At 40.3% G+C, this 23,029-nt stretch carries 26 protein-coding genes; all 26 read left to right on the top strand.

Annotated features, from left to right (window positions below; translation table 11 throughout):
* Positions 1–78: 78 nt before the first annotated feature.
* The 26 genes from QOX44_RS12685 to QOX44_RS12565 all read left to right on the top strand — a co-directional run bounded on the left by QOX44_RS12685 (position 79) and on the right by QOX44_RS12565 (position 22,993).
* Positions 79–591, top strand: coding sequence for an O-acetyl-ADP-ribose deacetylase (locus QOX44_RS12685; protein ID WP_283683486.1), 513 nt, complete (start codon positions 79–81; stop codon positions 589–591).
* A gap of 162 nt (positions 592–753) precedes the next feature.
* Positions 754–900 carry a hypothetical protein gene (locus QOX44_RS12680; protein ID WP_283683484.1) on the top strand — a complete coding sequence of 49 codons (147 nt, stop codon included), beginning with the start codon at positions 754–756 and terminating at the stop codon, positions 898–900.
* Between the two features lie 2 nt (positions 901–902).
* Entirely contained in the window at positions 903–1,460 is a 558-nt protein-coding gene (locus QOX44_RS12675) for a hypothetical protein (RefSeq protein ID WP_283683482.1), read from the top strand.
* A 110-nt stretch (positions 1,461–1,570) separates the two neighbouring features.
* Complete coding sequence (locus QOX44_RS12670) at positions 1,571–2,548, top strand: ParM/StbA family protein (RefSeq protein ID WP_283683481.1); 978 nt, start codon at positions 1,571–1,573, stop codon at positions 2,546–2,548.
* Complete coding sequence (locus tag QOX44_RS12665) at positions 2,520–2,876, top strand: hypothetical protein (RefSeq protein WP_283683480.1); 357 nt, start codon at positions 2,520–2,522, stop codon at positions 2,874–2,876. The genes QOX44_RS12670 and QOX44_RS12665 overlap by 29 nt, the downstream gene beginning before the upstream one ends.
* Positions 2,877–3,299 carry a hypothetical protein gene (locus QOX44_RS12660; RefSeq protein ID WP_283683479.1) on the top strand — a complete coding sequence of 141 codons (423 nt, stop codon included), beginning with the start codon at positions 2,877–2,879 and terminating at the stop codon, positions 3,297–3,299.
* Positions 3,300–3,702: 403 nt separating this feature from the next.
* Positions 3,703–4,143 carry a sigma factor-like helix-turn-helix DNA-binding protein gene (locus QOX44_RS12655; RefSeq protein ID WP_283683478.1) on the top strand — a complete coding sequence of 147 codons (441 nt, stop codon included), beginning with the start codon at positions 3,703–3,705 and terminating at the stop codon, positions 4,141–4,143.
* Positions 4,133–4,324, top strand: a complete 192-nt coding sequence (locus QOX44_RS12650; RefSeq protein ID WP_283683477.1) for a helix-turn-helix domain-containing protein — start codon at positions 4,133–4,135, stop codon at positions 4,322–4,324. The genes QOX44_RS12655 and QOX44_RS12650 overlap by 11 nt, the downstream gene beginning before the upstream one ends.
* Before the next feature lie 500 nt (positions 4,325–4,824).
* The gene (locus QOX44_RS12645) at positions 4,825–5,223 is read left to right on the top strand and encodes a hypothetical protein (RefSeq protein ID WP_283683476.1); all 399 of its coding nucleotides are present in this window, start codon (positions 4,825–4,827) and stop codon (positions 5,221–5,223) included.
* Positions 5,224–5,293: 70 nt separating this feature from the next.
* Positions 5,294–7,630, top strand: a complete 2,337-nt coding sequence (locus tag QOX44_RS12640) for a hypothetical protein (RefSeq protein WP_283683475.1) — start codon at positions 5,294–5,296, stop codon at positions 7,628–7,630.
* Between the two features lie 11 nt (positions 7,631–7,641).
* Positions 7,642–9,714, top strand: coding sequence for a transglycosylase SLT domain-containing protein (locus QOX44_RS12635; RefSeq protein WP_283683474.1), 2,073 nt, complete (start codon positions 7,642–7,644; stop codon positions 9,712–9,714).
* 14 nt (positions 9,715–9,728) lie between these two features.
* Positions 9,729–10,502, top strand: coding sequence for an LPXTG cell wall anchor domain-containing protein (locus QOX44_RS12630; RefSeq protein ID WP_283683473.1), 774 nt, complete (start codon positions 9,729–9,731; stop codon positions 10,500–10,502).
* A gap of 359 nt (positions 10,503–10,861) precedes the next feature.
* On the top strand, positions 10,862–11,020 hold the full coding sequence (locus QOX44_RS12625; protein WP_283683472.1) for a hypothetical protein: 159 nt from the start codon (positions 10,862–10,864) through the stop codon (positions 11,018–11,020).
* 19 nt (positions 11,021–11,039) lie between these two features.
* Entirely contained in the window at positions 11,040–13,700 is a 2,661-nt protein-coding gene (locus QOX44_RS12620) for a VirB4 family type IV secretion system protein (protein ID WP_283683471.1), read from the top strand.
* A 124-nt stretch (positions 13,701–13,824) separates the two neighbouring features.
* Positions 13,825–14,373, top strand: a complete 549-nt coding sequence (locus QOX44_RS12615) for a DUF5697 family protein (RefSeq protein WP_283683470.1) — start codon at positions 13,825–13,827, stop codon at positions 14,371–14,373.
* The gene (locus QOX44_RS12610; RefSeq protein WP_283683469.1) at positions 14,333–15,112 is read left to right on the top strand and encodes a DUF6100 family protein; all 780 of its coding nucleotides are present in this window, start codon (positions 14,333–14,335) and stop codon (positions 15,110–15,112) included. Before QOX44_RS12615 ends, QOX44_RS12610 begins: the two co-directional genes overlap by 41 nt.
* An 83-nt stretch (positions 15,113–15,195) precedes the next feature.
* A complete protein-coding gene (locus QOX44_RS12605) occupies positions 15,196–16,284 on the top strand; it encodes a hypothetical protein (protein ID WP_283683468.1) in 1,089 nt (362 codons plus the stop codon).
* 34 nt (positions 16,285–16,318) lie between these two features.
* A complete protein-coding gene (locus tag QOX44_RS18100) occupies positions 16,319–16,531 on the top strand; it encodes a hypothetical protein (RefSeq protein ID WP_331488399.1) in 213 nt (70 codons plus the stop codon).
* A gap of 45 nt (positions 16,532–16,576) precedes the next feature.
* The gene (locus QOX44_RS12600) at positions 16,577–17,299 is read left to right on the top strand and encodes a DUF6017 domain-containing protein (protein ID WP_331488398.1); all 723 of its coding nucleotides are present in this window, start codon (positions 16,577–16,579) and stop codon (positions 17,297–17,299) included.
* Between the two features lie 53 nt (positions 17,300–17,352).
* Positions 17,353–19,182 (top strand): VirD4-like conjugal transfer protein, CD1115 family, encoded by a 1,830-nt coding sequence (locus tag QOX44_RS12595; RefSeq protein WP_283683467.1) that lies wholly within the window; start codon positions 17,353–17,355, stop codon positions 19,180–19,182.
* 17 nt (positions 19,183–19,199) lie between these two features.
* On the top strand, positions 19,200–19,556 hold the full coding sequence (locus QOX44_RS12590; protein WP_283683465.1) for a hypothetical protein: 357 nt from the start codon (positions 19,200–19,202) through the stop codon (positions 19,554–19,556).
* 121 nt (positions 19,557–19,677) lie between these two features.
* Positions 19,678–20,643, top strand: a complete 966-nt coding sequence (locus QOX44_RS12585; protein ID WP_283683463.1) for an RNA-binding protein — start codon at positions 19,678–19,680, stop codon at positions 20,641–20,643.
* Positions 20,644–20,688: 45 nt separating this feature from the next.
* Positions 20,689–21,183: a zinc-finger-containing protein gene (locus QOX44_RS18240; protein ID WP_334305526.1), complete on the top strand. Its 495-nt coding sequence runs from the start codon at positions 20,689–20,691 to the stop codon at positions 21,181–21,183.
* A 15-nt stretch (positions 21,184–21,198) separates the two neighbouring features.
* Positions 21,199–21,852: a hypothetical protein gene (locus QOX44_RS12575; RefSeq protein WP_283683460.1), complete on the top strand. Its 654-nt coding sequence runs from the start codon at positions 21,199–21,201 to the stop codon at positions 21,850–21,852.
* Positions 21,853–21,864: 12 nt separating this feature from the next.
* Complete coding sequence (locus QOX44_RS12570; protein ID WP_283683459.1) at positions 21,865–22,491, top strand: hypothetical protein; 627 nt, start codon at positions 21,865–21,867, stop codon at positions 22,489–22,491.
* Positions 22,469–22,993 (top strand): hypothetical protein, encoded by a 525-nt coding sequence (locus QOX44_RS12565; protein ID WP_283683458.1) that lies wholly within the window; start codon positions 22,469–22,471, stop codon positions 22,991–22,993. Before QOX44_RS12570 ends, QOX44_RS12565 begins: the two co-directional genes overlap by 23 nt.
* The last annotated feature ends 36 nt before the right edge of the window (positions 22,994–23,029 follow it).

Genomic DNA, 23,029 nt, shown 5'->3' with positions numbered 1-23,029 from the left:
TAAAGTAATAGTGTCATGAGAGCAGTATTATTTTTGAACTGTAAATAAATTTAAAAGGACTGGAGTATTAAGAGTGACATGATTCGAGCAATACGTGGCGATATTACAAAAATTGATACGGTGGAAGCGATTGTAAATGCTGCCAATACCAGCCTACTTGGAGGGGGTGGTGTTGACGGAGCGATTCATAGAGCAGCAGGTCCGAAGCTTCTTGAGGAGTGCCGAACACTTCATGGATGCAGGACTGGCGAAGCGAAGATTACGAAGGCATACTGTTTGCCATGTGAGTATATAATACATACACCGGGATCGGTTTGGCAAGGTGGTGAGCAAAATGAGCGGAGCTTTCTGGCATTTTGCTATCAAAATAGTTTGCAGCTCGCGATTGACTATGGAATTCGTTCTATAGCATTTCCTTCTATTTCAACAGGGGTATATGGTTTTCCTGTAAAGTTGGCGGCTGAAATTGCCGTTGGTGTAGCATACGAATTCATGCAAGAACACGTAGGAGAGATGGACACGATTATATGGGTTCTGTTTGATGAGAGAACAGAAATTGCTTATCAGGAAGTCATTCGACGTTTGCCGTAGGTAATTTATTTGCATTTTTTGTTTTATTATGTAGAGATTATAATAGTTCATTTTAGTGACTGTTATAATCTTTTTTTATTTTACAGAAAAAATAATTTTTTTACTTCTTTTTGTTAGAGGACAAACAAAGAAGATTATTTTAATGAAGAATGGGAGGAGAATATGATAATTGCAGGTATTATCTTGGTGATAATAGTTCTTTTGCTTATTTTATACTGCTGTATTGTTCAGGGAAAGCAGGAGGATGAGATTATGGAGCAATTATACCAGAAAAAATGGAAGTCAAATGCCGGAAAGGACAAGAAATAAAAATGGGAAAGTCTGGAATTATAACAGAAGAGTATAAAGGTCAGGAAAATAAAAATTATCATAATGTTGCAGCACTTTTTAAAATTTATCGTGCTGTAAACTGGCGAATGCAGATAAAAATAAATCAGGTGAAACATCGGTTTCAGCTAGAATATGGTACAGATGTAGATTCATTTTTAGATAGTATGTATCAGGCTGGAATGGATATTAACCAGGATCTTTCTGGAGAAAAGGAGAGAATAGAATCGATTAATCGTTCAAATAAATTTTTGAAATTGATTGATGAAGCAGTTGAATTGATGCGGAATTATCATCCAAATGGAGAACGTTATTATTGGGTTCTGTATTATAGTTATCTGTCGGCTTATAAGGCGGAAAATATAGAGGAAATTTTGGACAAATTAGAACCGCATTTTCCAAATTTTACACGCATACATAGAGCAACCTATTTTCGTTGGAGGGAAAAGGCATTTGAGGCAGTAAGCGGTATCTTGTGGGGGTACGAAAGTGAAGATATTCGATTACTGGAGCAATTTCAAGAGAATTATGAAGAAAAATAAAATTTTTGGATACTGTTGACACAGATTTATCGTAAAAACTATAGTGAAAGTGCAAGGACACATAGAAAATGTATAGAAAGACGCTTAGAGAGAAAGGAGACTGAAACTATATGATTATTGCAGTAGATACAGGAAATAAAATGGTGAAAACGGAAACAACCGAATTTCATGCAGGAGTAGAAGTGTTGGATCAAATGCCAGGGGAGCAGGAAGATGTTCTTACCTATGACGGGCAGTATTACAGGATTACGAGTAGAAGGCTTTCTTACATGGAAGACAAAACGGAAGACGATAGATATTTTGTTTTAACTTTGTTTGCTATTGCAAAAGAATTTGAAAAAAATGAAATGCAGGAAAAAATGATTCCTAGTGGACTGATTGATGTAAAACTACTGGTGGGATTGCCGCCGGCGCACTACGGTAGGCAGCGCAGGACATTTTACGAATATTTTTACCGTGACGGTGAGATTATTTCTTTCGCTTATAAAAACAACTGGTATAAAATTGTATTCTCTGATGTGCGGGTTTATATACAGGCATATGCAGCGTATTGTCTTGTAGCTGGGCAAAAACGACTGTTTACTTATCCCAAAGTACTTGTTATTGATATTGGCGGTTTTACAGTGGATTATATGATTTTGCGTTACGGATGCCTGGAACCGAGTTATGTAGACTCACTGGAAGAAGGGGTAATAAAAATGTATCGTCTAATCAAAGCAGGAATTCGGCAGAGGTATAGTGTCTTATTAGAAGAAACGGATATTGATAATATCATAATGGGTAAGAAAATGCAGCTCTCTTTAGACTTACAGGAACGTGTGAAAGAAATTGCAGGAAAGCATGTAATAGAGCTTCTTGGTATTTTCCGGGAACTTGGGATTGACTTTAAAACAACTCAGACCGTGTTTGTTGGTGGAGGAGCAATTTTATTATCAGAATTTATCCAAGAAGTATGGAAAAAATACCGAGGAGAATATTTTATCATCAATGATACAATGGCAAATGCTAAAGGATATAGGATGCAATACAAAATAGAATGTAAAGAGGAGGTGGAGGCAGATGAGCAAACAGGATCCGTACCGATTTAATTTAAAGTTTGACGAGACAGACGAAAATCATAGGAAGGTATGTGCTTTCCTGAATGCTTGTGGACGCAAAAAAGCCCGGTATATTGTAAAAGCTGTCCTTGCATACTGGGGGAAAGAAAATGGTGATCTATCTGAAGGTGAAAGTAATCTTTTTTTTTCGCCAAGTAAAAAGAAAAATGGCGAAATTTCTATGATAGAAGAACAGAAGAAGGATAGACATTTTGTGGAAGTGAGAGCAGATAGATCTTCAGCAGAACAAGCAGAAATAGAACTAATGAAAAGAAATTACCAGATGTTTGAGTTTTTGGGAAAGGAGACTAAGCTATAAATGAAAAGTAAGAGGATGCAAATTTTATGTGGTATAGCCATTATGCAGTTTTTGGGCTGGTGGTTTATAGCTGGTAACGGGCATTATGGCGTGTTTTTTGCAGCAGGAGGTACAATGCTCTTTGCAGGATATGCAGTTTTACTTTTATTTAGAGGTGCAATAAAAAAAGAATGTCCGAAGTGTCATACGTTAATTTCAAAGAAAAATCGAATTTGTCCAGAATGTGGTTTTTGTTTCACAAAAGGGATTTCAAAGGAAAAGTTGACAGAATACATTGAACAAGAACAGGAGAAGGCAATGACATCAGAACAAATTGATTTTGATTTTGAAAAAATTGAAACAATAGTATTGGATGAGATGGAAGCATTTGATGGTGATATTGAAGAATTCTTACAAAAAAGAAGTTCAGAAACAGAAATATAAGAAAAAATATATTGTTTAAAATATATAAAAAGGTGGGAGATATAAGACGAATATCTGATATAATATATAATGATTAAACTGAAATAAACTCAGTATACAAAAGCCTCCCGGCAATTTAACCGAAAATAATAGTTATATTTTAAGGCAAATTGGTTGTTCTGGGAGTCGAGGGACTGATCAAAATTGATATAGCAGGCGAGGAAAAAAGAATAAAATTGAGTCCCAAAAGCTGTCAGAAATTATTTCTGGCAGCTATTTTTTTTGCTTGTCGGAATATGAAAAGTTATCAATATTTCAGTCAAAATTTGCAATTAAAAACAGTAAAACTTATAAAGAAACCATGTAAGGTACGTTCACCTCCTTTTTGAAATCCAATCAAAAAAAATCAAAAAGGAGAATAAAAATGAACGTAGAAGAAAAAGACTTATTAAACCAGTTCAGTGCATATGTAAAGGCATCCATAAAATATACAAAAAGTGAATATTTGGAAAAAAGGACAAAAATTAGAAACAGTGAAGTAATATTGTTTGAAAATGAAGACGTGAACGAGGAGGGAATGGATGATATTTTGCAGCAGGTTGAGAAATTATCGGAAAATTTAGGACAAGAGGTGTTACAGATTCAACTGTTATTGGATCAGATCAGCAACTCCAAAATATATCGGGCTGTATCTGGTCTTAATAAGGATCAGAAAGAGATTTTACTGTTAAGGATTTTGTATTTGAAAAGCTTTGAAGAAATCAGTAGTATGCTGAACATAAAACAAAAAAAGGTAGAGAATACATATTACAATGCAATCAAAAAAATACGGATAATTTTAGGAGGCAGAAACAATGGGATTTGAAGAACTTTTCTTTCGGGCACGGAAGGAAGATAAAGAGGCTATGATGAAAATAATTGAAATGTACCGACCATTGATGATTAAATATGCATTTGTGGATGGAAAATTCGATGAAGATCTTTATCAGGAGTTTGTATATCGGATTCTTGTTTGCATTAAAAAATTTCCATATAATAAAAAATGAAATACTATATACAGTACTTTATTGTTGATATATTTATTATATATAGATGATATGGAAGAGTAAAGAAATATGAGTCTGGGAAGCCACGGATTGTTAGGATAATTCGTGGCTTTTCCAGAAATTAGAGGGGGCTAGCAAAAGAAACAGTACTTATGGGTATTGTATTAGAGATATGTTACTTCATCCCCAACTTATGGACTTGTTGAAAAAGAAGATGGAATAAGGAAGTGATTTTTAATTGTCAATGTTGGATTGGGGATTCGGGCACTGTAGATTTTTTATTTGTTATAAGAATATAGTCGTAGATAGAATTGCGACTTTAGCGGACATGATTGCGACTGAGACGATATTGACATATGACTTTAAAATTTATACAATGGTAGCGTAAAGTTTTGTGCATGCGAAAGACATGCATGGAGAGCCGCAGAATTTTATAAAGTGAGACAGTCCTGAAAGGGATTGTCTTTTTTTCTGCATTTTAGAAGAGAGGAGGTGATTGATTGGCAGCAAAGAAAAGGAGTAAGAAAACAGATATAAGGACTTTAGAGGCGGGGAATCATCGGTTTGTGTTGGTTCCCCGTCTTGCATTTCTTGCCTTTATGACAGTAACATTCGTGACGGCAGCAGGAATGCCGGTTTTGGCATCTGATATTTTTGGCACTGCCAAAACCGCTATGCAGACCGTATATACAGACGTAGCAGGAATTGCAACGGTGGCAGCTGTTGTATGCGCGGCAGTATGCCTGTTTTTAATGAACTTTTCAAAATCAGGGAGAACCGTGGATGAATCCCGTTCCTGGTTGAAACGAATTGTCATCTGCTGGGCAGCTCTGATGACTTTGGGTGCAATTGTAACATATCTCGAAAAGATAATTCCAAAGGCTATGTTTGCAGGTTAAATGTAAACAAAAATACAGCCGGTGCTCTCCCGGCAATGGAAAGGAGGATATCCTTTAGGATATACAACGGATGGGGTGGTTATTAGAACTTTTACTTGAAGGGATCAGAGAAATCTGTTCACAGTTCATCGTTGATATGATGGAACTGGTAACAGAAATGTTTACAGAACTTCTTTCCTGCAACCTGTCTTTGTTTGAGGAACTGTTTTCTGTTGTTACTGTCCTTTATCAAAATGTTATTGTTCCCATGGGAATTGCCATACTGCTTTTGATTTTAGTATGGCAGCTTTTTAAGTCCATGTTTGGAAAAAGCGTAAATGGAGAAGAGCCGATAGAATTACTGATCCGTTCTGCAATTTCTCTATTTTTTGTAATAGCAGCGAAACCGCTTGTAAATTATATTTTACGCATTGCTGGTACGCCGTACCAGTGGGTAGTTGGGACGGAAATTAAAGTAGAAAGTTTCTCCGGTTTTGTTTCTGCATTGGAAGGCGTTACAGAAACACTGGGAATTGGTTCTTTGAGTATTGCTCTTTTAATGTTGATCATGCAGTTTGTAGTAGCATGGAATTACTTCAAAATGTTATTTGTGATCGCGGAAAGGTATGTCCTGCTTGGCGTGTTTTCTTATACAGCGCCATTGGCATTCTCTACCGGAGGTTCCAAAGCGACCAACAACATTCTTGGATCGTGGGCAAAAATGTTCGGAGGACAGATGGTTTTGATCATTTTGAACGCATGGTGTATGAAAATGTTCTTATCCGGGTATGGAAATATGATGGCTTCTACCTACGGATTTACAAAATTTTTTGTGGCGACACTTTGTCTGGTTGGATTTTGCAAAATTACATTTAAACTAGACTCTTATATGGCTTCTCTCGGGGTTAATTTGGGACGTCCTTCTGCTGGAATGGGTGCAATGGGACTTATCATGGCAGCAAGCAGAATTTTTTCTCAAATCGGGAAGGGTGGAGATTCTACAAACGGAGGAGGCTCTCCGGAAGGTGGAGAAACCTCACAGGCAGCTACGTCCGGCGGTATGACAGAGGAGTTTGCTGGTCCGATTCCGATGACACCAGGAGAGGAACCAAAACAGTCGATGAATATGGCAGATACCGTTTCCGAAGATTTTGACACTCCGCCATCCGAAAATGGTTATGGAGAAGGCAGTGACTATACAGATCAGCCGGCAGAAACAGGTGTGTTGGATGAACTTGGGATCACTGCGGAAGCAAGCGCATCTGCTCAGGAAAGCGATACGGGTGTTCAGTCAGATATGGGAGCTGGAATTGGAAGAATGGATCAAGTTGAAAGTGATGCTGCAATAGATTCCTCAAATAATCCGCTTCCTGGACAGGAAGATACACCTATGGAAATAGGATACAGCACAATTCCTGGATATGAGGAGGAAGCTGGACATGAATTAGCTCAATCAGGGAGCGAGTTGAATGGAGTCGAAGGTGGATTGGAACAAACTGGATCGATTCAGACAGGAGACGGATCGGTTCAAACCGAAATCGAGTTCAACCAAATAGAAAATAGTGAGGATCCTATAGCGGAAGCAATGATGTCAGCAGAATCTGTTGCACAAACGGGCTATACAGGAAGCGATGCTGGGATCATCAGTGAAATTGGCGATTATCCTGTAGAAGAGAACATTGTAGACGGAGTGGAAGATGTGGCTATGGAACTGGAGGGTAATACCATAGAAAGTATGAGTAGCGGCATAGAACGTGAAGGTGTTTCTTCTGGAGCAGCCGGTGATGTATATGGGAATACAACATTAGCAAGTAGAAGCGGTATAGGAACTGGACGAAATACAGAAATGGCAGCAGGTGCGGAAGGGGCAATACACAGTACCGAACTATCTGGTACCCAAAATGACATGTTTGAAGAACTGGGAGCCGGATTTGAAACGGAAGGGCTTGAATTATACGGAAATCAGGATTTATCAGATGCAGCTACCAATGCTTTAGAAGATGACGGTGATTTTGAGCAAATGCCGAGAGCCTCTTTCAATTATATGGACGCTGCAGCTACTACGGATTCCTCTGTGCAGAATGAAAATGCGGCATCAGAAGAAAAAGGATTTTTTGGTGGAGAATACTCCGAACAAAATGAAAACGGAAATCCTTCTATGGGAGGAGAGCTGCTATCCGGTGAACCGACATTTAAAGCAGAAAAGTCGGAAGAATTTTCTGCAGAAATGGAAGGGCTAGAGGAGCCAGAAGAACAGCCGGAGGGTCAAATGAATCCATTATCGGCCGGTTGCATACCTTCCGGAGATACGAAAGCACAGGAAGATGGACAAGCATCCCGCGGATCATGGGAGGTTCCTAAATCGCGCAGGGATCTGCCGAAGAATCAGGAACACAGAAGCACGAAGGATAGTAACAGGATGTATTAGGGGGTGAGAATATGCAGGAAAACGGGACAGATTCTTCCCCATTGGAGAACAGTGTGAATATTGCGGCCCATACTGCGCAGGCTGCCTATGCGGTCAGTGCAGCTGCGCAAGGAGGAATGGCGGCTGCCGGCGCAGCAACAGGAACAGCGTTGGCAGGTCCTTTAGGAACCGTGGTTGGCGCTTTGGTTTCCAGTAAGATATTTTGGAAAATCGTTGTCGGTATTTTTTTATTTCTTTTCCTCTGGATGTTTATTATTGCGAACTTGATAGGGATTATACTTACGTTTTTAGGATTTGCGGATGCAGATTCTTTTGCAAATGAAGCCCAGTCAGCACAAATGTCCAATCTAAGGGCAAGGGTGGAATTGGTCATGGAAAAGGAATCATATGCGAAGGAAATTCATGCACTTCTTGTAGGGGAGAGGGACAGGAATTTACAGGAAATCCAGGCAGATCAGGCAGCTCACTATGCAGAACATGAGCTGGTAGTAGTAGATGAGTATGAAACGAAGCTAAAACGCAATATCAGCCATTATCTGGCCGTTATGCTGGCAGAAAACTGTGATCGCGGGACGCTGGATTCTTTTCTTGGATATGAAAACAGCCTTGGGCTTGATATGTCGACAAATTTAAGCAGTCCGTATGATGCGTATTTTCATGAGGCGGCACGCACCTATAATGTTCCGGCTGCGCTATTGATTGCAATGGCGAAGGTAGAATCTGAATTTATCCCAAACGTGGTGTCAGGGGCAGGAGCAATCGGTATTATGCAGCTTATGCCGTCAACAGCGGCTGGATTGGGTGTTTCAGACCCTTATGATCCATACCAGAATATCATGGGAGGGGCAAAATATATTGCCCAGAATATTGAGCAGTTCAGGAATTATTCAAACGGACTGGAACTTGCCATTGCTGCTTATAATGCAGGACCAAATGCGGTAGTCGAATATGGGTATCAGATTCCACCTTATAAAGAAACACAGGATTATGTAAAAAAAGTACTGGGGTATGTAAGCATACAGGAACAACGGACAGTTCCTGCAGATACCGGAGAATCTTCCGAGACGGATGGTGAAGTACAACGGGCATATGAAATATTAAAAGAAGAGGTGGAGCAAAACCTTGACCGTCTGTTTTCCTGGTCGGTTACGGATGAAAAAGAAACAGAATCTGTCCAGACGATATACTACACCCAGACAGAAAATGGCCGGATGGAAATAGAAAAGGCAATTTACGACCAGCTTTTGGCTGAGGGTGGGAATGTCTGGGAAGAAAACCAGCCTGTGCAGGCAAAACGCGTGGAATATACCCTTGCCCTGATGCTGAATGCACAGCCAAACAACAGTGTGAATGGTTATCAGTACCGATTTGTCACAAATGAAGGAACCTTTAATCTGATTATCCGTGTATTGGAACTGATGCAGGATGGGATAGAAGCATTAAGAAATGGATTTTTCTCACTGTTCAGATGGACGGATTTTATAACCGGAGGAAGTGGGGCAGGAGATTCTTATTTTGGAAATATTGATGCTTCGGGAGATATCATCACGTATGATACGGTAGAGAACTGCCAGAGACGGGTTGTATATTACAATCAGGGAGAGGAACCCTGGGGAAGTATGCCTTATGGCACCAGTACAATTGGTGCGGCGGGGTGCGGTCCCACATCCATGGCAATTGTAATCTCTACTCTGACCGGACAGACAGTAAATCCGCAGATGACCTGTGCGTACTCCATTTCAAATGGTGAATATGTAAGTGGCGTAGGAACCGCACATTCTTTTCCGACCAATGCTGCCCATCACTGGGGACTTACCTGTGAACGTGTGGGAAAGGATCGGATGGGATATGTGGTACAGTCCTTAAAAGAGGGAAAGATGGTGGTAGAAATCTGTGAAGCGTACACGATCACTGGAAGCGGCAGCGGGCACTTTATTGTTTTGACTGGAGTAACCAGAGACGGATATATTACGATTGCCGATTGTGCCAGCCGTGAGCGTACAGGTAAGGTCTACAGCGTAGAGACGATCACTTCTTATGGACGGGATTTAGCAGAAGGGGCGTTTTGGATCATCGGGAAATAACAGGGAGGAAAGACATGCAGACAAAAAAGAGGTTTGGTTTTGGAATTTGGATGTTTATGGGGATATTGCTTCTGTTACCAGTTTCTGTAAAAGGGAAGGCTGGGGAACTGCCTGTCATTACCCAATGGCAGGATGGATATGCTTATCAGGATGATGGAACAAAGATTACCGGAACGTGGGCGTATGATTCAGTCAATCCTGCCGGAAAATATGTCCAGTTTGGGGAAGATGGTTCTGTAATCCAAAAAACAGATGACCAAAAGAGAGAAAAACTGGAAGAAAACTATACCGGTACAGAGCAAATACCTGCTGTGATCGCGATTCGTGCAGAAGTATTTGAAGATTTTCACGGCACAATTTCATTGGTACTGGAAGAGAAAAGTGGATTGCAGAAAAAAGTACAGCTGAGTGAACAGGACTTTTACAGTAAAAATGTTGCTGTAAACAGCGGAGAGTATTTGATTCAATCGGTAAAGGCCAGTGAAAATGGAGAGAACTATGTAACCAAATTTTCCGATCAGGCTGTTTTTATTCCGGCAAAAGATATCCGGGTAATGAAAGTTGTGGTACACAAAAAACTACAGGATACTAAACTGGGGGAGAAGCAGGAAACAACGAATTCCGAAAAGAAAGAGCGGGACGTATCGAAAGAAAAAATGACAGGAAAGGAGGAGCGTAAAATGCCAGAAACAGGTAAGAAAAAAATTGTATTTTTGTTTGGTGGTATTTGTGTGATTTGTGCAGCAGGAATTATATTACTGCGCAGAAAACAAAACAAATATGAATAAAAAAGCGATGCAGGAGGGGTAATATGTCAGGGAAAGAACATACAGACATTTATACCATACCGCCCAATTTTGCAAAAGAGGGAACGATTTTGTCAGGAAGAGTAGAAACTAGAAATGCTGTGGAAGCAGTACTTCTGGTTTTTTTATTGTTTCAACTCTTGATGGCGATGAAACTAAGTGTAAGAGGACGGATATATGCAGGAGTCATCCTGATTCTCCCCACTGCCATTTTTGCAGTAATTGGTGTTCAGGGTGAGAGCATTTTTTCGTTTGTTTTTCATTTCATCCAGTACCTTGTGAGACGCCGGGTTCTTACAGTCCCAAACGGCCAGTATCGGTTAAAGCGGAGCAGGAGAATTTTGAAAAAACAGAAAAAACAGCAACGCCGGGAACAAAAGAGAAAAAAGCAGGGAGGTGTCAGAAATCGGAAGCGAAGTCAAAGAATTGAAACGGAGATTGAAACAGGCGAAAAAAGACGAAAAAGAAGAACTGAGGAATTCAAGGAAAAAACACCGTGAGGAACGAAAACAGTACCAGATGAAGAGGAAAGAAGCGGAATGGAGGCGAAAGGAAGACGAAAAAAGGGAGTACCACAGAATCAAAGAACAGGAATTGGAAGTACGGATTCTGAAAAAGGAGCTGGTCCAGATACCGGAGCAGGATGAATCGCAAAAAGCTGAGAAACCTGCGGCAAAAAGGGAAAAAGTACAGGAAAGGACAAAAGAATTGGATCTTCTGCCACTTACCTGGGCGTCTTCTTATCTCCCGATACGTCAAATACAACATGGAATTATCCGGACTACAGATAACCGTTATGTGAAATTTGTAGAGGTTTTGCCAATCAATTTTTTGCTGCGTTCGCCAACGGAGCAGAGAAATATCATTTTTTCTTTTATGTCCTATTTGAAAATCGCGCCAGTAAAAATTCAATTTAAAGTGGTATCAAAAAAGGCAGATATTCAAGAATATCTGGAAAATATCTGGCAGGAAGCCGAAAAGGAGACGGATGAACGATGCCGTCTCCTTCAGGAGGACTATGCCCGGCTGATTCAGACATTGAGCGCCAAGGAAGCAATTACCAGACGTTTTTTCATGGTCTTTGAGTATCAATCTTATCATGGGAATAAGAATCCGGAAGAAAAAGATGTATTCCTGTATATGAAATCTGTTGTCCAGACAGCAAAGAAATATATGGCCTTATGTGGCAATGTGGTTTTGGAACATGAAAATGAAACCAGATTTCTGGCAGAAACACTTTACCAGATGTTAAATCGGCAGACAGCCAGAAGCATAAGCTTTGATGAACGAATTCGTAAAGTGCGGGATTATTATCTGGAAGAAAATGGAGAGGATAGTATAAAGCTAATTCCCATAACAGAGTTGATTGCACCGAAAACAATAGAATTTCGCAGCAGGAATTACACGGTAATTGACGGGGTATATCATACCTATCTGTTCATTCCATCGCAAAAATATCGGACCCGAGTTCCGGCAGGATGGCTGTCGCTGCTCATCAACGCCGGGGAAGGGATTGATGTGGATATTTTTGTATTCAAACAGGATAAGGTAAAAAGTATGGATCGTATTGGGAGGAGAATCCGGTTGAACCGTTCAAAGATTAAAGATACCTATGATACGAACAGTGATTTTGATAATCTGAGCGAATCCATTCGTTCGGGTTATTATTTAAAACGTGGGCTTGGAGGCAGTGAAGAGTTTTACTATATGAGTATTCTGATTACTGTTACCGGATATAGTGCAAAAGAGGTTGAGTGGAGAGCAAAAGAAATGACAAAGCTCTTAAACTCTCAGGATATTGGTACTTCAACCTGCATTTTCCGCGAAGAACAGGGATTTTTATCTTCCCTTCCGCTGCTTTTCCTGGATAAAAATATTTACGAGCGTTCCAAGAGAAATGTGCTGACCTCCGGTCTGGCAGCCTGTTATCCGTTTGCATCTTATGAGATGTCAGATAAAGACGGTATTATGATGGGAGTAAATAAAGCAAATAGCTCACTTGTGATCGTAGATATTTTTAATACGCAGATCTATAAAAATGCCAATATTGCTATTATGGGAACATCTGGAGCAGGCAAGACCTTTACGATGCAGCTTATGGCACTTCGAATGCGACGCAAAGGAATTCAGGTTTTTATCATTTCACCGGATAAGGGCCATGAATTTTCCAGAGCCTGTAGCAATATCGGAGGCACCTTTATCCAGATTTCTCCGGCGTCTTCAAACTGCATTAATGTTATGGAGATACGTCCAACAGATACGGCAACCAGTGATCTTTTAGATGGTTACACAGAACGTTCTGCACTTGCCCTGAAAATCCAGAGCCTTCATATTTTTTTTAGTCTTCTGATACCAGATATGACACATGAGGAAAAGCAGCTTTTGGATGAAGCGCTTGTAATTGCGTATATGGAAAAAGGAATCACGCATGACAACCAAAGCCTTGAAGATCCAGGTCATCCGGGGTGCTATCGCAGAATGCCGATCTTGGGGGATTTATACGAGGTGTTGCTAAGAAAGCAAGAATGCCGGAGAATGGCAAATATTTTAAACCGCCTGGTAAATGGTTCTGCCTCTAGCTTTAATCAGCAGACCAATGTGGATCTGAATAATAAATATGTGGTACTTGATATTTCAGAATTGTCCGGGGATCTTCTCATTGGGATGTTTGTTGCCCTTGATTTTGTATGGACAAAGGCCAAAGAGGATCGGACAGTGGAAAAAGCAATTTTTGTTGATGAGGCATGGAAACTTTTAGCATCTAATGAACTTGCTGGAGAATATTTACTGGAAATCTTTAAGGTAATCCGGGCATATGGCGGATCGGCAGTGTGTGCAACACAGGATTTGGTGGATTTCTTTGCATTAAAAGGTGGAAAGCTTGGGCGTGGGATTCTCAACAATGCAAAGACGAAGATTATTTTAAATATGGAAAATGCTGAGGCGGAGCGGATACGGGAGGAACTGGATCTGTCAGAAGCGGAACTGAACGCAATCGTCCATTTTGAAAGGGGAAATGGTCTGATCTCTACCAATAATAACAATCTGGTTGTGGAATTTAAAGCAAGTCAGTTAGAAAAAGATTTAATCACGACAGATAGGAGAGATTTGCAGGAACTAAAAAGCAGAATCCAAAAATTTGGTTCAGAGGCATATGGAAAAAGGGGGGATACGGAATAGAAGTTGTTGTATAAAACACCTTTTAGGACGCATAAGGAAAAAGATTTGTTTAGAAATGTCTTATACGTCCTAAAAGACGCAATATTGGTGTATAAAAATTAAAACGGAAAGGATGCAAAAACTGATGGAGAATAAGCAAAGAGCGGTAGAGCAGGAAACTAGAGAACTGATTCAAAAGTATAACGTGCTTTATAAAAGCCAGATTTATGCATATTTTGCAAAAGATGGACGGGAACGGTTTGTAGGAAAGGCATTAAGTGTGCTGGAGAAAGAACGGGAGATTATCGTCAATCCGGAAACAAAGCTGGTAGCACTTAGCGAAGCAGCACAAAACGTAAGGGATTATGGAACGCTTCGATGTGTCTGGGCACTTTTGGGAATCATGGATCAAAAGAAGGTAGAGCAACATTTTCTGGCAGACAAAGAGGAATATCCGATAAGGATTATTTTTGTGGGTGATGGTGAACTATATGATATTTTGTATGTTTCACAGGAGGAAATTAGTCTTATCAATAACCTGTTTGCAAGGAAACGGATAGAAGGCTGCGGGCATATTGTAGTCGTGGAAAATCTGGAAGATATACCGCAAATACAGATCCCAGATGTAGTAGGTTTTTGCACGGTGGATGAGGATGGGAAAATTGAATATTACCGAAAACAAACAGGAGAGTAATGTTCTTGGAAAACTGAAAAAACAGTTAGATGATGCACAAAAAACAGCTACAGAGGTAGAGCATCTTTTGGCAGATGCACGCAGTATCCTTTTTGCCTGTACGAGAAAACAGACAGGTTTAAAATACAGCAGTTTTGCGGATATGATTGTTGAAGCTTCCAAATGCGGAGAAAAATTGACGGAAAAGTTAAGACGTCTTTCTATGGAAGTTATGCTGAACCCAAAGCAGTATGAACAATACCAGGTAGACCTTGTAGAAATTCACGGAATTACTATTTTAGAAGAGAACGGGAATTTAAGAGTATCCCTTCCGATGTTGATTCCGCATAGAAAAGAAGCCTATACAGATTATATCTACAAACCGCTATATATAGCCTGTCAACACTGGTGTATGGAGCAAAAAGCTGCTGGCATGCTGATACCAACATATCAAGCTTGCATGGTATGCTTCGTGCATATTTATGATAGAGAATTACCTATTGGACGCGTGAGAGATCATGATAATTTTGAAGAAAAACATGTGCTGGATGTATTATCAAATTTTTTTTTACAATCGGACAGCGGACTTTATGTAGATACCTGTCATATCACCAGATTGGGAGAAGCTGATAAGACCCTTATTTATATTACAGATTCTGCCAGTATTTCTGGAAATATTGTGAATAAATCATCTATTTTCGCTATCGAAAAAGGCGGAGATTTTCCGGTACCAGTAATCGACATGGGAAAGCCACCATAAATAACTGTAAAATCAGGAAAAACAGTATAGATTAATCGAAGCGAGTACCCAAGTATGCATCGTATAGGGTACGGATGGGCGGTGTGATCAGAAAGGGGGGGCTATTGAGAAAGCGTGACAGTTTATTGCGTATGATTGCCGTATGTGGAGAGATGCCGGTACAGCTGGTCGGTAAGGTTGTTGAATCGGACTCTTATGCGGCGTCCTTGCTTACCGGATTAAAAAAGGATGGGTATATTTCGGTAAGAAATAAAGATGGGTACAGGGGATATGTGTTGCGTGAAAAGGGACGGAGGCATATGCTGGAGTATTGCAGGGAAGATACGGCGTATTTTCTTCAAGAAAGCCTTCAGACGGCACACGTAAAAAGTGAGCTGAAAAAAAGAGTACGTCTCCATAGAATGAGCGAGGTATGGATTTTCTTTTGGAAAATGGGAGTTCGCATTTTTCGGAGCCAAAAACCTGTATGGGGAAAGGGCATTGAAAAAAACGGAGTGGAAACAGCAGCATATTACGGAAGTACAGAATATAAAAATGGCTGTGATGCCATCAATGGCTCCAGGGCATGTGGGGTGTTGCTGTCCGGGAAATCTGCTTATGTAGTCTATAATACGATGGAGCAAAGAATGAAGTGGGCAAAGAAGCTGGAACGCTCTATGCGTATTTGGACTGAACGGGAACTTTTGAAGATAGGAATGTTTCAAAGGGCAGATGCGGTCATTCTTGGGCGAAACATGGACTTTTTAGAAGAATTGCTGGAAAGTGACGGTGGAATCCGAGGAGAATTGTTTCAGGTGGATGATATCTATGAGCGTTATTATTATATTCCTATGTGTGAAGATGCGCGGCTACAGGTATGTCTATTAACAGATACAGGGAAACAAAAGAAATGGCATCAGTTTCTTGGCAATATGATCGTTCAAAAGAAAGAACGAGAGTACGATCTTAGTGAGGGATATGATGCACATGGAAATCCAGTATATTTTTGTTATGAATTGGACATGCAGCAGCTGCTACGCATAAAAAAAGAAATGCTCTGGAACAGGACGGGAACCATTGTATGCTTCGATTATCAGGCAGAAGCGTTGAAGCAGTATTTGGGAGAGACTGTAACTATACAGGCGGTGATAACACAGAAAGCTGTACTGTTTTTACAGGAAAGTATGGAATAAATGCCATTGCTAACTGCGGAAAGGGGCTGGTGGCATGGAAGATATGTTCAAGACCGGAAGTCCAGCGGTAGATAAAATGAGCCATTTGCGTATCACGGGAAATATCATTCCGATGTCATGGTTTCAAACCATATTAAAAGCGACGGGTAAACCCAATTTGAATGCAATCATTATTTTGGCAGATATTGTGTATTGGTATCGTCCGGTGGAGGTACGTGACGAAATGACTGGACAATTGATTGGTTAAAAAAAGCGCTTCCGGTCAGATCTCCTTCAGCGAAGCTATCAGCAGATGGCAGATCAGTTTGGTTTTACAAAACGGGACGCAACCAATGCAGTGGTAGAATTGGAAAAATTGGGTGTGATAAAGCGGGTATTTCGAACCATTGAAAGAGGTGGACATCTGGTATCCAATGTACTGTTCTTAGAACTGCATGTAGACATTCTGGAACAACTGACCTATCCGGAAAATTTTGGTGAGGAAAGAAAAGCATGTAAGGGCTCTCCCCGATTTGAGGGAGAGGTATCCCCAAAATCGGGGAGAGGTATCTCTGATACAGGGTATATGGTGTCCCCAGAATCCGTGAGAGATGTCACTCAAAAAAGTGATACAAATACAGATACTACAAACATAGATTACAACAAAGATTTCCGTTTCGTTTCTTTCGAGACTGCAAAGGAACGGATACGGAAGCAGATTGATTATGAGGTTCTTAAATTTGATTATCCTTATGATAAACGGATTGAGGAAATTGTAGGCATTATGACGGATGTTATGACATCGACTGCACAGGTAATACGGGTTAACAAAGAAGATAAACCAGCAAGTATTGTGAAAGCACAGTTTGCAAAGCTTAGCAAGGAACATGTGGAATATGTGTTGGAGCGAATGGATGAGACACAAACCAAAGCCAGAAATATCCGTGCTGTACTGATCACTGCACTTTACAATTCTGTACATACCATGAGCAGTTATTATGGAAACCTGTATCAATATTATCAATCACTGGATTAAAAGGACTGACACAAAGGGGGAAGGAAAAAGCGAAAAAACAGAAATGGAAGATCATGGTTTTTGTAACAGGGATGCTGTTTTTGGCTGCCTATGTTGGGGGATTTATGAACCTTTTCCTGACAGAGGCAAAGGTAGATTTAAATCCATTAACCTGTATCAGACGAGGCATCTTGACAGTGGCAGGAAGAACTGGTGCGCTAGTTGTTATTGTGATTTTTGTCGTTTTGGCAGTACTCATTGTATTGCGTGGAACTGGAAATGATGAGCAGGATGAACGGAATTTTGAGATTTCCAGTCAAGGTACTTATGGAACTGCTGGCTTTATGAAAAAAGAAGAATTGGCCAAAATTCTACAGACGGATATGGATACAAAAAGTGTGACAGGAATCATTTTTGGAAAAGAGCCGGAAACAGGAGAGATTTTAAGTCTGCCTACGGATTCCAGGTTGAATAGAAATATAGCTGTCTGTGGTTCACAAGGCTCCATGAAATCCAGAGCATTTGCGCGAGTTATGGCGCTGCAGTGTGTGCGGCGTGAGGAAAGCATGTACATAACAGATCCGAAATCAGAACTGTATGAAGATTTGTGCGCATATTTAAAGGAGGAAGGCTACACAGTTAAGCAGTTAAATTTGATTCAATTAACTCATTCGGATGCATGGAATTGTCTGGCTGAAATTGACAACGGAGAATTGATTGATGTATTCTGTGATGTAGTGATCCGTAATACCACAGATAAGTTCGATCATTTTTATGATAATGTAGAAATGGATCTTCTAAAAGCATTATGTCTGTATGTTTATGAGGAATACCCGGAAGATAAAAAAACTTTTCCGGAAGCTTATAAGCTTTTGCTAAATAAAAGCGTGGAAGCACTGGACTCTATTTTCGAACGTCTGCCAACAAATCATCCGGCAAAAGGTCCGTATCAGTTGTTTTCCAAAGCAGAGAAGGTGAAAGGGAATGCTGTGTTGGGGCTTGGTACACGACTTCAAATTTTACAAAATAAATTGGTACAGCAGATTACCAGCCATACGGATATCGATTTAACATTGCCGGCGAGAGAAAAGTGTGCTTATTTTTGTATTACTTCAGATCAGGATTCTACATATGATATGCTTGCAACACTGTTCACGTCATTTCTAAGTATTAAATTGGTACGGTTTGCAGACCGAACAGAGGCAAGAAAGCTTCCAATTCCCATGAATTTTATTCTGGATGAATTTCCAAATATCGGAGTGGTTCCGGATTTTAAGAAGAAACTGGCAACCGCCAGGTCAAGGGGAATCGGTATGAGCATCCTTTATCAGAATATACCGCAGCTTCAGAATAGATACCCAGATAATCAGTGGGAAGAAATTCTTGGAGGCTGTGATTTTTCTATTTTTCTGGGCTGCAATGATATGACAACCGCTACTTATTTTAGTGATCGTACTGGGGAGACGACGGTATCTGTTTCTTCTGTTCGGAAAAATTATTATACAATTCGGGCAACGGATTATGTACCGGAATATTCAGAATCATCGTCTGTTGGTAAACGCCAGCTTCTTTTGCCGGATGAAATCCTGCGCTATCCGTTGGATATGGGGCTTTTGATTATCAGGGGGCAGAAGGTGATGCGCTTTCGTAAGATGGATTATACGGAACATGCGGATGCAGGAAAGCTTACCATGGAAAAGGTGGAGCAGCATATACCAAAATGGTATGAAGCTTGGAAATGGGAAAAAGATGTATTTTCTGTGAAAGAAGAACCAAAGGAAGCGTATGAAACACAACCAGAGCAGGTGATTTTGGATTTGGGTATGATGCCGCCAAAGCGAGAGAAGAAAGACGACAGAAAGAATGGCGTAGTTACAAAAGTAGAAGATCTGTTTGAAAAATAGGAAGGGGGAATATAGGAATGCTTGTTCCTACAATAGAAATAAGGGAAAATTCCCTGATCCGTTATAGTTTTAAGAGAATGCTTGAAAGGGAATTTGACCTTAGTATTCCGGAGGATGATGTTTCACGTCTGGAATTGGCAAAAAGCTGTATCGAGATTTATGAAACGGAGCAGGAATTTTATGAGAAAACCGGATGGAAGAGAGATAATCCGGAAGCTGCTGGTTTTCCATACCTCAAAGAGCAGAGGATATGCCGAAAAATCGAAGGCAAAATATGGTATTTCTCAGAGCTTCGGTATGAAGAAGGGTTAAAAGAAATGATGCAACCAAAATGCGACCAAAACACGATAGAATTGCATTTGCAGCGATATTGACTTTCAATTCGCTCCATTATACAATGGTATTCGTAAAAGAAAAGCACAAAGAAAGCAGCTTTTTTATAAGGTTGTTTTTTTGTGCTTTTTCTTTATTATAAAAAAAGATGGGAGGAAGTTTATGGAGGAAACTAAAAAAATATCCGGAGTAATAACGCCGGAAAAGAAAGTGCCAAGAGCGGTGGTTGATGGCATACTTACCATTGAGGTAGATTCAAAGGTGGAAAGCATGGAAGAGCAGGAGGATGCCAGGTGGCATCAGTTGTTAAATGCACACCGTACCAGAAAGATTTTAACGGGAGAGTTGGGAGGTGTAGAAAAGCTGGAAAGTGGCTGGGTTGTTGCGGTCACATATTTTAATGGATTTCGCATTATTATTCCCATGAATGAAATGATGATAAATCTAAGCGGGGATGGAAGAGAAAATGCTGATACATTAAATCGGCAGACCAGAATCGCAAATAACATGCTAGGATGTGAGATTGATTTTATTATCAAAGATCTGGATACGAAAACGAAAAGCGTTGTGGCATCACGAAAAGACGCTATGTTAAAAAAACGCCAGATGTTTTATTTCCCAGAGGAAGAAGGGGCGCAGCAGATGATTTATCCAGGGCGTCTGGCTCAGGCACGTGTGATTGCGGTGGCGCCGAAAGCTGTACGATTGGAGGTGTTTGGAGTAGAAGTATCTGTTCGGGCAAGAGATATGGCGTGGGAATGGATGATTGATGCTTCAGAAAAATTTCAAATAGGGGATTTGGTGCTGGTAACGGTACATGAAATTCATGGGGATTCTCCGGAAGATTTGGCAGTATCGGTGGATGCCAAAAGTGCTACGGCAAATGTCAATAAAGATAATTTGAAAAAGTGTCACAAACAGGGAAAATATGTGGGAACCATTACCGATGTTTATAAGGGCACATATTTCATCCGGCTGGATATTGGTGTAAATGCGGTAGCTCATTCCTGTAATATGCCGGCACTGCCTGCGAAAAAAGACAAGATAGGCTTTGTAGTTACCAGAATTAATGACAACTATGAAGTAGCAGAGGGAATCATTACAAGGTTGATCAAGCGCGGAATGTAAAAAATTTCAAAATACTGTTGTCACAGGAAAAGCGAATTTTATAAAATGCAGGTATTAAAGGAAGGGAGGATGTGTATGGCAAGAAAACATAAAGAAAGACAAAAGCCTGTGATCTGTCCGTATTGCCGAAGGACAGCCGTTCTTCGGTCGGCTTCTTACGTGTATGGAAAGGATACTCTGAATCCAAATTCCTATTTGTATGTCTGCAGCGGCTATCCTGAATGTGATGCTTATGTAGGGGTGCACGAAAAGAGTATGCGTCCCAAAGGCACCCTAGCAAACAGTGATTTACGGAATAAACGGATACAGGCTCATAGGGCACTGGATGCTTTGTGGAAAGAAGGCTATATGACCAGGCACAGCACCTATATCTGGCTGCAGAACCGGTTGAATCTCAGGGAAAGAGATATGCATATCGGAATGTTTTCCGAATATCTATGCGGAGAAACCATTCGGGAATGCACGGAATTTGTGAAACTGCACCAAAGATTAAGGAAAGGGGGACACAATTTTGAAACCAGGAAACAGAATTCAGCATAGAAGGGGTGGATAGCATTGCGATTACAAGCGACGGAAGATGATGTATACAGGCTGATGGATCTTCGGGAGCGGTACGACATTCTTGTGGCGCTTATAAGCGTAGCGGAAGGAATTTGCCTGTATCTTCTTTATCAGAAACAGTCCTGGGATAGGATTTATATATGCAGTGCACTGGCAGTAGTATTTTGTTTATTCATTCGGCAGATTATCCGTATGAGCCAGAAAATTATGGAAGCACAATACTGTTATCTGGAGTTGGATGAAGACAGCCTTGCAGTCTGCCAGCCGGAGAAAAACGGACATTATGAATCCTGCCGTATTTTCTATGATGAAATTGATAAAATCGTAGAAGGGGTTAGACGCGGGATACCGGAATTTTATGTGGTACTGATAGAACGACAGGAGGAACTGGAAAGCTTTATATTGTTGGATGAAGAAGAACAAAAGAGACGAATTTTCTGTGTCCGTTCTTTTGGGTTTGATAGAGAAAAATTCATACAGTTTTACCGGACTTTCTGCTGGAATGTGCCTGGACGGGTACGGATTATAGGAACAAAGCATCAAACTGTCTGGAGCATGCGAAAACCAAATGTGAGTTTCTGTCTTGGCGTAGCTTTGGCTCTTGGATATGTACTTCCTAAAATCATGGAAGTTATGGAACTATTTTAGGAGGAAAGGATTATGAAATGGTACACGGCAATCGGTGTGAAAAAAAACACCTATGATGGACGATTTTGTGTTCGAATCATGGAAGAAGAAAAAATTTTAACAGGTATGGAAACAGAAATATGGAGTGCTCTCTTATGGGCCTTCTGCGAAGAGCAAGAAATTCGAAATCGTGTGGAAAGCCTTTTACGGATTGCTTTTGGAGAAAATGCAAAAAAGCTGGAGGAAGTAGAAGTTTTGTATTGCCTGCGTCGGTTAGAGCGAAGAGGTTTAATCGCCGCTGTGGAAGGGGAGCAAGCCAAGACCGCAATTGACAGATTGATATGTTCTGGAATTATGACCTGTGTTTCTTATCATTTTATACAACGGATTCCTGTTTTTCTAAATAGTATGTCTATGGGGAAAGGATTGCGTTTTTCTATGCGGGCATTTAAAAAAGAAATATTGACACAACAGGAAGAAAAATTTTTAAAAATGTTGGAAACAGAAGGAAGTGTCCGAAAGCATCTGGAGCGCTTAGAAGGCAAAGGAAAAAAGCAGGAATTCTTAAAAAGCATTCGTATCCTGTATATCAGAAAACAGATTTTATTTAAAAATATTGAGGAGGTACCTATTAAATGTGAAATTCCAGAGGTCGGATAAGAAAGCGGTTGCAAGAAGACATTTTGAAAGTATGCAGAACATACCTACTATTTTTTTAGACAGGATACAAAAACTTGGTATCCTGTCTCTTTTTTTCCTGATTTCGGGTATATTTTTTGGAATTCGATGGCAAAACGCCGGATTTTTTGTATGGTCCGTTTTTTTAAGTGTAGCAGTTGGGATTCAGGCTTTGGTGGTCTTTCGGGATGCGGTAAAAGGCCGATATGAAATGGTAACAGGGATTGTGGAAGAAATAAAAAAAGGGATGCCGGGGCAGTTTCAAAATCTGAAAGTTTGCCAAAAGGACGGATCGTATACAGAACTTTTATTAAGTAAAAAGCTTTCAGTAGAACAGGGTAAGAGGTATCGGTTTTATTTCAGGGAAAAAAACAAGACCCTGCTAGGAATTCGACAAGTAGATGCAATGTTTGATACAGGTTCGTTCTTGGGATTGGAGAAAATTAGAGATAACCAGGAAATAAAAGATAGTATGGGGAGGTGAAAATAAAACGTCGGTATGCGGTTCAGAGACAGAAAG

The organism is Parablautia sp. Marseille-Q6255 (genome assembly GCF_951230155.1).
Lineage (GTDB): Bacteria > Bacillota > Clostridia > Lachnospirales > Lachnospiraceae > Choladousia.
Note: the sequence above shows the minus strand (reverse complement) of the source record. Positions and strands in the feature narration are given on the sequence as shown.

What these genes read in the sequence shown, in the direction of transcription:
- QOX44_RS12665 (WP_283683480.1), top strand. Translation starts at nt 2,520, where the DNA reads ATGAGCAAACAGGATCCGTACCGATTTAATTTAAAGTTTGACGAGACA.
- QOX44_RS18240 (WP_334305526.1), top strand. Translation starts at nt 20,689, where the DNA reads ATGCAGGTATTAAAGGAAGGGAGGATGTGTATGGCAAGAAAACATAAA.
- QOX44_RS12585 (WP_283683463.1), top strand. Translation starts at nt 19,678, where the DNA reads ATGGAGGAAACTAAAAAAATATCCGGAGTAATAACGCCGGAAAAGAAA.
- QOX44_RS12610 (WP_283683469.1), top strand. Translation starts at nt 14,333, where the DNA reads ATGGGAAAATTGAATATTACCGAAAACAAACAGGAGAGTAATGTTCTT.
- QOX44_RS12620 (WP_283683471.1), top strand. Translation starts at nt 11,040, where the DNA reads ATGAAGAGGAAAGAAGCGGAATGGAGGCGAAAGGAAGACGAAAAAAGG.
- QOX44_RS12640 (WP_283683475.1), top strand. Translation starts at nt 5,294, where the DNA reads ATGGGGTGGTTATTAGAACTTTTACTTGAAGGGATCAGAGAAATCTGT.
- QOX44_RS12670 (WP_283683481.1), top strand. Translation starts at nt 1,571, where the DNA reads ATGATTATTGCAGTAGATACAGGAAATAAAATGGTGAAAACGGAAACA.
- QOX44_RS12660 (WP_283683479.1), top strand. Translation starts at nt 2,877, where the DNA reads ATGAAAAGTAAGAGGATGCAAATTTTATGTGGTATAGCCATTATGCAG.
- QOX44_RS12680 (WP_283683484.1), top strand. Translation starts at nt 754, where the DNA reads ATGATAATTGCAGGTATTATCTTGGTGATAATAGTTCTTTTGCTTATT.
- QOX44_RS12590 (WP_283683465.1), top strand. Translation starts at nt 19,200, where the DNA reads ATGCTTGTTCCTACAATAGAAATAAGGGAAAATTCCCTGATCCGTTAT.
- QOX44_RS18100 (WP_331488399.1), top strand. Translation starts at nt 16,319, where the DNA reads ATGGAAGATATGTTCAAGACCGGAAGTCCAGCGGTAGATAAAATGAGC.
- QOX44_RS12685 (WP_283683486.1), top strand. Translation starts at nt 79, where the DNA reads ATGATTCGAGCAATACGTGGCGATATTACAAAAATTGATACGGTGGAA.
- QOX44_RS12630 (WP_283683473.1), top strand. Translation starts at nt 9,729, where the DNA reads ATGCAGACAAAAAAGAGGTTTGGTTTTGGAATTTGGATGTTTATGGGG.
- QOX44_RS12650 (WP_283683477.1), top strand. Translation starts at nt 4,133, where the DNA reads ATGGGATTTGAAGAACTTTTCTTTCGGGCACGGAAGGAAGATAAAGAG.
- QOX44_RS12570 (WP_283683459.1), top strand. Translation starts at nt 21,865, where the DNA reads ATGAAATGGTACACGGCAATCGGTGTGAAAAAAAACACCTATGATGGA.
- QOX44_RS12675 (WP_283683482.1), top strand. Translation starts at nt 903, where the DNA reads ATGGGAAAGTCTGGAATTATAACAGAAGAGTATAAAGGTCAGGAAAAT.
- QOX44_RS12595 (WP_283683467.1), top strand. Translation starts at nt 17,353, where the DNA reads ATGGTTTTTGTAACAGGGATGCTGTTTTTGGCTGCCTATGTTGGGGGA.
- QOX44_RS12615 (WP_283683470.1), top strand. Translation starts at nt 13,825, where the DNA reads ATGGAGAATAAGCAAAGAGCGGTAGAGCAGGAAACTAGAGAACTGATT.
- QOX44_RS12600 (WP_331488398.1), top strand. Translation starts at nt 16,577, where the DNA reads ATGGCAGATCAGTTTGGTTTTACAAAACGGGACGCAACCAATGCAGTG.
- QOX44_RS12655 (WP_283683478.1), top strand. Translation starts at nt 3,703, where the DNA reads ATGAACGTAGAAGAAAAAGACTTATTAAACCAGTTCAGTGCATATGTA.
- QOX44_RS12635 (WP_283683474.1), top strand. Translation starts at nt 7,642, where the DNA reads ATGCAGGAAAACGGGACAGATTCTTCCCCATTGGAGAACAGTGTGAAT.